Below are 10,850 nucleotides of genomic sequence, written 5' to 3'. Positions count from 1 at the left end.
GTTGCCCACCGCTTGTCGAGAGGACTGCAATGCCCATATCGCTGTCGCAGCAGGCCGCGCTGGTACCGGAGCGAATGGGGCGATCGACCCCCGCGACCGCTCTGTTCGTGGCGATCGAGCTGGCCGATGTCGATGTGTCGGCGTTGGAGCAGGTCGTCGCAGTGTTGTTGGCCGACAACGAGATCCTGCGCACCGTGTACCCGGACGATCGGCGGCTCCCGTACGCAAAGGTGCTCCCCGCGCCGACGACTGCCGTCGAGGTCGTCGGATCGGACCCCGATCTCGACGCGGACGCCGCACATCGATTCGATCTCGTCGACGAGATTCCGATTCGTATCCGCTTCTACCCGAGCCGTTCCGTGTTGTCGATCGCTGTGCACCCCGTCGCCGCCGACGATCGTGCGCTCGACCTGCTGGTAGCGGCGATCACCGACGGCACCCCCGTCGCAGGCCAGTTCGGCGACTTCGGTGGTGCGCAACTGAAGAATCTCGCAGCCACGGCAGCGAACGATCCAGCCCTGGCGTACTGGACCGACCGACTGGCCGACCTGCCAGATCTGGTCGCGGCGCCCCCGCTAGCCGAGACTCGATCCTTTCGCCTTCCGACTGCCGACACCGCCGCTATCGTCGCGGTGATCGCCACAGCGCTGCGGGACGCGGGAATCGGCAACGACGTGGTGGTCGGCCTCGTAGACCCGGCGCGATCGGCTCCTGGGGCCCAGCACGTGATCGGCCCGTTCGCCAACCAACTGGTGCTGCGGCTCGACCTCGCGGCGACAGTCGATCCGATCGCCGCCGCCTCGCAGGCCGTCGCGAAGGCGCGCGAGCACGCCGGAACGCGCATCGAGCGCCTGGCGCATCTCCTGAAACGCGACTCGCTGTTTCAGGTTCTGATCAGCGTGCGCGCGGCAGGCAGACACGAGATCGCTCGTCGCATTGCCCGCCCGCACGGGGTAGCGGTGGTGTTCGACGTCGTCACGGACGCGGATTCCGCAGTCGTGACGGTGGACCTGCCCGCCGCCTTCGTCGAGCATGCCGAGCGCCTCGCAGCGGGTTCGCCTGCGGGACAGTACGGTCCGGCGCTGTTCGAAGCTGCGGTTCCCGAATTCGACCATTACGCACCGGGGCAGGGCGGCGAGCCGGTCACCGACGACGAACGGGCCATCGCCGCCGCGATCCGCGTGGTGCTCGATCTGGACGCCGACGACGAGGTGGGTCGCGAGGACACCTTCTTCTCGCTCGGCGGTGACAGCATCGCGGCGCTGCGCCTCGTCACTGTTCTTGCCGATGACGGTCATGCCCTCGACGTGCAGACGGTGTTCGAGTACCCGGTGATTGCGCAACTCGCGCAACAACTTGCGAACACGACCCCGGAGCAGGCGCCCGCGCCGTCGACCGCGGCGATGAGCGCGTCCGGGCTCGACGGCGCCGCGTTGGCCGCACTAGGTCGAAGGTTTTCGTCGAAGTGAGCGTGGAGATCCTCGACGTAGTTGCGTTGTCACCGCTGCAACGCGGGCTGTACTCCGTTTCCACCCTGACCGGCGACGTGGATCCGTACCTGGTCACTTTCTCGGTTCGGATCGACGGCCTCGCCGATCCCGCTCCATTGCGGCAGGCGTTCGACGCTGTCCTGCAACGCTATCCGCACCTCGGTGGGGCAGTGGTGAGCGACGGCATGCCGCATCCCGTCCTTGTCGTCACCGCAGACGGTCGAATCGACTGGAACGACGTTGACCTGCGCGACGCAGCCGATCCGGACTCCGCTGCGGTACAGCTCTATTGGGATGCCGGTCGGACCCGGATCGATCTGGACAACGGTCCGCTGTTCAGGGTCACCGCGGCACGAGTGGGGGATCAGTGCTACGAGCTGATCTGCTCCGCGCATCACATCGTCGTCGACGGTTGGTCGATACCACTGCTGTTCACGGACCTGATTGCGCTGTACAGCGGAGTAACGGACCTGCCGCCTGCGCCCCCGCTGCGTGAGCACGCCGCGTGGCTGGCATCGCGTGACACCGCCGCCTCGATCTCCGTGTGGACCGATGCGCTCGCCGATCTGATCCCCATGCCGATGATCGGACCGCCGTCGCCTGCCGACCTCGACTTGCCTGTGATCGGCGAAGCCCGATTCGACCGCACTGCAACGGAATCGATCGCCGGCTGGGCGCGCACGCGCGGCCTGACGATGAACACCGTGCTCCAGTTGGCCTGGGCGAGAACACTGTCCGGTCTGACCGGTCGTGACGACGTGGTCTTCGGTCAGACCACGTCCGGGCGAGACTCGTCGCTACCGAACGCGGATCGTATTGTCGGGGCGCTGGTCACGACGATCCCCGTGCGCGTTCGCATCGACGAGCGCGATCCCGCCGCGATCGGCGCAGAGCTGCAACGCGATGTGGCGCGCCTGCGTGCGCACGAGTACCTCGGCATCGCCGACATCACCCGGCACGCGGGCGTGGGGCAACTCTTCGACACGCTCTTGGTTTTCGAGAACTCGCCGACCGGATCAGTCTCGGCGCAGGTGTCTCTTGGCGACGGCGCATGCCTTGCCTTCCGTCGAATCGATTCGCCGAGTCATTATCCGATCGCCGTTGTTCCGGTGGTCGCCGGCGGCGAGTTGATCTGTCGCGTCGAGGTGCGACCCGACCTGGTGGCGCGCTTCGACCCGGACCGACTCGCGCGACGGGTTCTCGCCGCGGTGCTGGGTATCGTCGACGCGAGCCGAGCCTGCGATGCCGACATCTTGCTCGATGACGAGCCGGCCGTGCTGGTGTCGCCGCACCGTATTTCGAACGCGCACCGATCGGTGCCGAACGCCCTGTTTGCCGCTGCCGACGGTGCGCCGGGCGCCACCGCCGTCATCGACGATGCGGGGGAGCAGACCTTCGGCGAGTTCGGCTCTGCTGTGCGGGCTTTGGCTGCGAACCTGCGTGCAGGTGGGCTGCAGCCACGGGAAGCTGTTGCCGTGATGCTGCCGCGAGACCGTCGCGTCTTGCAGGCGCCGTTCGCCGTCGGCCACGCGGGTGGAGTCTGCGTGCATGTCGACCCGGCCACTCCTGCCGACCGCGTCGCCTACCTGCTCGAGACCGCCAGGGTGCGGATCGTCCTCGCCGACGAATCTTCGGCCGGTGTGCTGGCGGACGTACGTGCACAGGGCGTCGACGTGATCCATGCGGTCCCCGATGTCGATGGCGGCGTGGTGCTTCCGCGTGGATCGTCCGTAGCGCTACCGGCGTCGACCGAGGTGGACGACCCCTTCTACGTCGTCTTCACCTCCGGCACGACCGGGAGGCCGAAAGGCGTTGTCACGTCGCACAGGGCGCTGCTCAACCATTGGTCGAATCACGAGCGTCGCATCTTCACGCCGTCCGCGGCACAGGCAGGGCGCCGGCTGCGCGTCGGTCACGGCTGGTCGACCGGCTTCGACGCGGCGTGGCAGCCGACCGTGGCTCTCCTCAGCGGCCATGCCGTCGTCCTGCTCGGGGAGCAGGCACGCACCGACGCCGAGCAGATAGTCGAGGCGATCGACCGGCACGGCATCGACATTCTCGATACGTCGCCGTCGATGCTGAATCGTTTGGTCGATGCCGGTTTGTTCACCTCGACCCTCGACGGAGAGTCCTGTGCCCTTTCGGTCCTCGCGCTCGGCGGTGAGGCGATCAGCCACGACACGTGGACTCGCCTGAAGGGCCTGACGAGTACGCGCGTCATCAATTTCTACGGCCCGACCGAGGCCACCGTGGAAGCTCTGATGGCCGACGTGGACGCGCACGACGACCCGACGATCGGTGGGCCGTTCGATGGTATGGCTGCCGAGGTGCTCGACCATCGGCTGCGACCGGTGCCACCCGGTGGGCAGGGCGAGCTCTACCTATCGGGTGCTCAGTTGGCGCTGGGCTACCTCGGCCGACCGGGGACCACAGCGTCGGCTTTCGTTGCCTGCCGGGGCGGGCGGCGCTATCGCACAGGCGATCTGGTGCGTCGCAACTCGGACGGCACGGTCGTTTACGAAGGCCGCATCGACAGTCAGGTGAAGATCAACGGCTATCGCGTCGAGCCTGCCGAAGGTGCGGTGGTGCTCCGCGAACTCGACGGCGTGCAGCACGCCGAGGCGTTGGCGTTCGTCGAGAACGGGCGGACCCGACTCGGTGCGCTCGTCGTCAGCGACCTGCCGATCGTCGAGATCCGATCGGCAATGGCGAAACGACTTCCGCAGTTTCTGATACCGACGCGGATAGTGCAGGTCGCTCGGATTCCGTTGAACCGCAACGACAAACTGGACGTGCACCTGGCAACGTCGTTGCTGGTCAAACCCATCGGTGCTGGAGTTGCGGTCGAGCCCGCCACAGATACCGAACACGAACTGCTCGCGATCATCGATGCGATGGCGGACGGCGGCAAGACCGGTGTGTTGGACAGCTTGCTGGATCTGGGCATCGACAGCATCGGCGTCATCGATCTGGTCTCACGGTTGCGCGGCGCGGACTATCCCGTGACCGCGCACGATGTGGTTGCAGCCGCCGACATTCGAGACCTGGCAAGGCGATTGGACGAACTTGTGGCGCTCGGTCCTGATGCTGCCGTCGACGTGATTCCTGCCGGAACACTACTGCCGTCGACCCCGCTCGCACGGGAAATTCTCTCGCTCGGCCATTACCGCTACCTCGCGCAGACGCAATTGATCGAGCTGCCGCCGGATGTAACCGTCGACCTGATCGTGGACAGGCTCGAATCGCTGGCCGTTGCACATCCGACGCTGCGCTCGCGGCTCGCTACAGGTCCCGATCAGGAACCCGTGTTGATCGTCGGCGAGACTTCCAGCGCTGCATCGCATATGGCGGTAGTGGACGATGCACCCGGTGACAGTGCGGCGCTGCTTGCGGCCACCGTCGAGCGGCTCGATCCCGACGCTGGGCACATGATTGCGGCGACGGTGCTGCGGAGCGCCGGTCGGTGCAGGCTGCTGTTGTCGGTCCACCACTCGGCCATCGATGTGGTCTCCTGGCTGATCGTTCTCGACGATCTGCGACGGATGGAGCGAGGGGAAGCACCCCTCAACGAGAAGTACGTCGAGACGCCGGCCTTCCCTGCCGAACGCCCTGACATCCTCGGCGCGCCACTCGGCGGGCGATTCACCGATCCCGCAATCGACAAGAACAGCAACGCTGTTCACCGAGTGGTCGAGTTCGATGCGGATGCCACCGAACGACTGCTCGACCGTTACAAAGATTACCGGCTGGAAGACGTGCTGCTGCGCGCGTGCGCACTCACGTTCGCCGACGCGGGTCACGACGGTCGCGTCGCCGTGACCAGAGAGTCACACGGTCGCGCCGCGGACGACGATTCGCGACGGGTCGGCTGGTTTACCGTCGAGGAGACCACGCTGGTACCCCTCGACGAGGACGCCGAGTGGATGGCTGCGGACGGCCGCGGCCAGATTCGGCTGAATCATCTGGGTCGGTTCGACGTTTTGTCGTTCGGGAGCGGTCCGTGGTCGCCGATCCCGTTTGCCGACTTCACGGCCGAATTCGGAGTGGCCGGTCATCCCGACCTGCCGTTGCGATTCAGTGCTGATGTCTCGACCGCCGTCGTCCTTCGCGACGGCCGACCATGCTTGGTCACTCAATTCTCCTGCAACGCAGCGGTCCTCGACGAAACCGAGGTCGAGGCCCGCGCGGCCACCTGGCTTGCCGTCCTGGGGGAGACGATCGTGCTGGAAAGGAACCGTTCATGACTGACTTGAAGCCGGATCGGGTTGCGCTCAAGCAACAGCAGAAGCTCGACGCTGCCGCGCGCAGGGAAATTCTTGCGCCGGTGAGTGGGGCACTGTCGCTTGCAAGCCTGGTGATCGTGCTGGCATCGGTGTGCACGATCGCGCCGTTCATCCTGATCGTCGAGGCGTGCCGCCAGTTGCTGCAGAACCCGGTCGATACCGGCCACGTCTGGCGTCTCGTCATCGCGGCGATCGCGGTGCTGGTCGTCCGCGGCCTACTGCAAGCCGGCGCGTTGGTCTTCACCCACTTGGTCGACGCGAAGTTCCAGCTGACATTGCGGCAGTTGCTTGCCGCCAAGTTGACGCGGGTTCCGTTGGGCTGGTTCACCGATCGCAGCTCCGGTGAGGTCAAGAAGTTTCTGCAGGACGATGTGGAAGCGCTGCACTACCTGGTAGCGCATGCGCGACTCGAGTTCGTCGGTGCGATCACAGTGCAGCTGGTTGCGCTGATCTACCTGTTCACCGTCGAATGGCGGCTCGCCTTCGTGCTGCTGATTCCGTTGGTGCTCTACGCCGTTGCGTTGAACGTGATGATGAGCCCGAGCAACAACGCGCGGCTCGAAGTGTTCACGAGCTGGGAGCGCAAGGTGGAACAGAGCACCATCGAGTTCGTCGACGGCATCCAGGTTGTGCGTGCGTTCGGACAAGCACGCAAGGCGCACAAGGTGTTCCAGGATGCGGTCGACAACGCGGCGGCGAGCCTGTTGGCATGGAAGATGCCGATGACTCGTATTCAGTCGGGTGCCGAAGTGCTGCTCACGCCTGTGTTCATGATGCTGGTGGTTGTCGTCGCAGGTGTCGGCTTTGCCGACCTCGGCTGGGTTTCTGCCGTCGATGTGCTGCCGTTCCTGCTGGTCGGCGTGAGTCTCGGCGGCGCGATGCTCGGTATCGGCTACGGCGGTCAGGCACTTCGCGAGGGCGCCGCGGCAGCGTTGCGCCTCACCGAGTTGCAGCGGACGCCGGAGCTGGCGAGCGGCAAAGAAAATGGAGGCAGCGACGCGGTTGCCGGTGCGGTCCGATTCGAGGACGTGAGCTTCGGCTACCGCGCCGACCGGACGGTCTTGCACAACATCGACATCGAGCTGTCGCCGGGCACCATCACGGCGTTGGTCGGGCCAAGCGGGTCGGGCAAGTCCACGCTGGCCCGCCTGCTGCCGCGGTTCTACGACGTGACGGACGGTCGCATCACCATCGGCGGCCACGACCTGCGTGACCTGTCGACCGAGCAGCTTTACCGCACAGTCGGATTCGTGCTCCAGGATGTTCGGTTGATCCGCGGCACCATTCGTGACAACCTGCGACTCGCGAGACCCGACGCCGATCACGCGGCTGTGGAGAACGCTGCTCGCGCCGCGCAGATCCACGATCGAATCGATGCCCTGCCGCGTGGCTACGATTCCAAGATCGGGGTCGACGCCATGCTGTCCGGCGGTGAAGCGCAACGACTCTCGATCGCCCGCACCCTGCTCGCCGACACTCCAGTGTTGGTTCTCGACGAGGCAACCGCCTTCGCCGATCCGGAATCGGAAGCCGCAGTCCAGGATGCGCTGGCCGTGTTGGTTGCCGACCGCACCGTACTGGTGATCGCACACCGACTGCACACGATCACCAGCGTCGACCGGATTCTCGTTCTGGACAACGGCGTCGTCGTCGAGAACGGCAACCACGACACACTCCACCGAGCCGGTGGGCTGTACCAGCAGCTGTGGGAAACGAACGAAAACGCACTCGCGGGGGAGGTCCGATGATCAGGGGTGTCTTAGCGCTCATCCCCGATGAGTTCCGTAGATTCACGCCACGCTATCTGGCGCTGGTCGTACTGCTGGCGCTGAGTCAGGCTGCGGCGTATCTGCTTTCGGTGCCCGTACTCCAAGCACTGTTCGACGGGAACTACGGCGACGCGTGGCGCTGGACCAGTTGGTTGGCCGTCGCGGTCGCCGCTACGGCGGTGTTCGGCTACTTGCAGTCGATGGTCGGTTTGCGTATCGGTGTCGGGATGCTGCGCAGTGTGCAGACGCGGCTCGGTGACCACCTGAGCACGTTGCCGCTGGGCTGGTTCGGCACCACCGGGTCGGGCGCCATCTCGCGGATCATCGTCGGGAACGTTCGGGAAATCCTCGGTGTCTTTTCGCATCTGCTCTCGCCGGTTCTGAATGCGGTGCTGGTTCCGATCGTCGTTGCTGTCGGCATCCTGTTCGTCGATTGGCGTGTCTCGGTGGCGATGTTGATCAGCCTTCCGCTGCTGCTGGTGGTGAATCGGTTGGCCAACGTGGGCTACTCGCGGTCGAATCAACGGATCCACGATGCGGCGTCCGAAGCCAACTCTCGCGTGGTCGAGTTCGCGCAGGCGCAGCCGGTGCTGCGTGCTTTCGGTGCGACCGGCGCAGGCAACAAAGCGCTCGACGGTGCGCTGCGTCGGCAGCAGAAGGCATCGACCGATGCGGTATTCGCCAGTGTCCCAGGGCTGATGGTGTTCGCGCTCTGCGTGCACGCCGTGTTTCTGCTGCTGGTGTATGTGGTGATCGGACGCGCAACGGGTGGTGATCTGTCGATCGCGTCGGCGATCGCCTTGATCGCGGTGAGTTCGCGGTTCATCGAACCGCTCAACCAGGCGGCCCAGCTGAGCAATGCACTGCGCAGCGCGGGCAGCGCGGCGCAGCGCATCAATACATTTCTCGCTGAGCGAGAGCTGGCCGAAGCGACTGCGCCGGTACAGCTTTCGGAGCCGAGCATCGTGTTCGACGATGTCGCCTTCGGTTACAGCGAGGACGAGCCCCTCATCACCGGTGCGTCGTTCGAGGTTTCGGCTGGCACGACGACCGCGATCGTCGGACCGAGCGGTAGTGGCAAGACCACGCTCCTGCGGTTGGCGTCGCGCTACTACGACGTCGACTCCGGGTCGATCAGCGTCGGTGGACACGATGTGCGGCAGCAGCCGTCCGAAACCCTGTTGGGTCAGGTGTCTCTGGTGTTTCAGGACGTCTACCTCTTCAACCAGACGATCGAGGAGAACGTTCGACTCGGTAGGCCCGACGCTACCGCTGACGAGGTTCGTCGTGCGGGCGAGATGGCGCGGGTCGACGAGATCGTCGAGCGGCTTCCCGACGGCTGGGCAACGGTCGTTGGTGAGGGCGGTGCCTCCCTGTCCGGTGGTGAACGCCAACGGATTTCGATCGCACGCGCGCTGTTGAAGGATGCACCGATCGTGTTGCTGGACGAGGCGACGAGTGCGCTTGACCCACACAGCGAAGCCGTTGTTGTCCGCGGGATTCACGAGCTGACGCGGGACAAGACCGTAGTCGTCGTCGCTCACCGACTCTCGACCATCGCTCATGCCGATCAAATTCTGTTCGTCGACGCAGGTCGGATCGTAGAGCGTGGCACACACGACGAGCTGTTGGAGCAGGGTGGCCGCTACGCCGCATTCTGGGGCGAGCGTTCGCGTGCGACCGGTTGGCACTTGGCACCTAGTACTTACCGTTCCGACCTCAACGGTGCGCTGGGAGGGTGAATCCGTGGTGGCCGAGTTTGTTGGTGGCGTGGATGATGCCGTCGCGGAGTAGTTCGTAGGTCCAGAATTTTGCGGTTTTGAGTTGGTGGTGACCCAGGCACAAACAGTGCAGGTTGGCGAGGATGGTCCACCCGCCGGCTTCGGGATGCGCTTTGAGGTAGGCGACGAGGTGATCGAGTTGGCAATCCGCTGCAGGGACCGCGCAGCCGGGGTGGCGGCAGGTGCCGTCGCGCAACCGAACGACAGCAGCAAGCAGGTCTGACGGGTGGTAGGTCAGTGCTCCGGGTGGTGGTTCGGTGAAACCACCATGACCGTCCGGGAATTCTGGTTGCGCCAGACTGGGGTTGGCGTGGTAGCGGTCGAGGATTGTGTTCAACTCGGTGCTACGGCTCGTTGCTTGGTGGCGGCGGTCGGGTGGGAACACCATTCCGGGATCGAACGGTGGTGTCTTGATCACCACCGTGCCCGCCGTGGTGGCCAGACCCGCGGACGGTGCCGCTGGTGACCAGAGGTCACGGCGCCGCACGAGGTGTTGAGGATCCTCGGTGAGGAGGCGCTCGAACTCGGCGGTGGTCTCAAATGCGGCAGCCGGATCGTGCTTGTTGTAGTGCGCTTTCGCCCAGCTGATCATCGCCTGCCAGGTCGCGTCCTGGGCCAGGTCACGCAGGGTTTGCGGGTCGATCGCACCGTAGCCGGCGAGGTAGCCGGGGTTCTTCCCGAGCCCGAGGAGGGTGTCGAGGCTGCACATCAGCTGTAACCGAATATCGGGTCGCACATCGTTGCCGGTGCCGTCTGCCCGGCCGCAGCCGCATTCACAGGCCAGGGTGGTGCAACCGCGCAGGATCGCGAGGTAGGCGTCGACCCGCAACTGTTGCGGATCCCGCGGATCCTGGGCACAGACCGTGCCCACCATCTCGTTGATCAGGGCGGTGACTTCGGCGGCTTCGGCAGCAGACAGGGTGGCGGACACCTCGGCCATCCCATGCGCCCGCCGACGGGTGCACACCCGCCGTGCTGCATGACCGCGGTCCTTGCTGCGTTCCGTCGCATCGGGGTCGGTCTCCAGCAACAACCGGTCGATTTCTTCACCCAACGCCCGCGTCGCCAACCGTTGCGCAGCGCTGACGATCCGACCTTCGATGAGCCGGGTCACTTCGGCCGGGGCACCAGCGGTGTGCGTCAGGATGGTCCGGACCTTCGCCAAGGGGATCAGCCCGGCCTCGAAGGCGTCCGCTACGTAGGGGAATCGTTCGAGGGTGAAGCTGATCCGCACCCATTCCGACACCGCGTGATACGTCGTCGACAAGGTCAACGCGATTTCCGCGATCGCGGACCGACCCGCCATATCGGTATCGAACCGGGCATCCAACCCAGCAGCCCGGAACGTGGTCCGCGACTCGAAGAAGACCTTCGTCAATGCGAGCTTGCGGGCATCCGCAGCGTTCGCAGCCCGAGAGATATCGACGAGGTCACCGAGCATCGACTGTTCTACCTCCAACACCCCCGTATCGCTCATGTGTTCGAGTGTACGCGCGCCCACCGACACGGAATTTCGGGCGAATGATG

5 protein-coding genes are annotated in these 10,850 nt (G+C 65.3%); 4 read left to right on the top strand and 1 reads right to left on the bottom strand.

What is annotated here, in order from left to right; all coding sequences use genetic code 11:
* The first annotated feature begins 29 nt into the window (after nucleotides 1-29).
* The 4 genes from FOY51_RS18570 to FOY51_RS18555 are packed head-to-tail and all read left to right on the top strand — an operon-like array spanning nucleotide 30 to nucleotide 9,284.
* Nucleotides 30-1,469, top strand: a complete 1,440-nt coding sequence (locus FOY51_RS18570) for a phosphopantetheine-binding protein (protein WP_149431754.1) — start codon at nucleotides 30-32, stop codon at nucleotides 1,467-1,469.
* Entirely contained in the window at nucleotides 1,466-5,734 is a 4,269-nt protein-coding gene (locus tag FOY51_RS18565) for an AMP-binding protein (RefSeq protein WP_149431753.1), read from the top strand. Before FOY51_RS18570 ends, FOY51_RS18565 begins: the two co-directional genes overlap by 4 nt.
* Nucleotides 5,731-7,521, top strand: a complete 1,791-nt coding sequence (locus FOY51_RS18560; protein ID WP_149431752.1) for an ABC transporter ATP-binding protein — start codon at nucleotides 5,731-5,733, stop codon at nucleotides 7,519-7,521. Before FOY51_RS18565 ends, FOY51_RS18560 begins: the two co-directional genes overlap by 4 nt.
* Complete coding sequence (locus FOY51_RS18555; protein ID WP_149431751.1) at nucleotides 7,518-9,284, top strand: ABC transporter ATP-binding protein; 1,767 nt, start codon at nucleotides 7,518-7,520, stop codon at nucleotides 9,282-9,284. The genes FOY51_RS18560 and FOY51_RS18555 overlap by 4 nt, the downstream gene beginning before the upstream one ends.
* Here the strand turns inward: FOY51_RS18555 and FOY51_RS18550 are convergent.
* Complete coding sequence (locus tag FOY51_RS18550; protein ID WP_149431750.1) at nucleotides 9,262-10,800, bottom strand: HNH endonuclease signature motif containing protein; 1,539 nt, start codon at nucleotides 10,798-10,800, stop codon at nucleotides 9,262-9,264. The genes FOY51_RS18555 and FOY51_RS18550 overlap by 23 nt on opposite strands.
* Nucleotides 10,801-10,850: the final 50 nt, after the last annotated feature.

The organism is Antrihabitans cavernicola (genome assembly GCF_008297975.1).
GTDB classification, from domain to species: domain Bacteria; phylum Actinomycetota; class Actinomycetes; order Mycobacteriales; family Mycobacteriaceae; genus Antrihabitans; species Antrihabitans cavernicola.
This window is presented reverse-complemented; position numbering and strand designations above follow the sequence as displayed.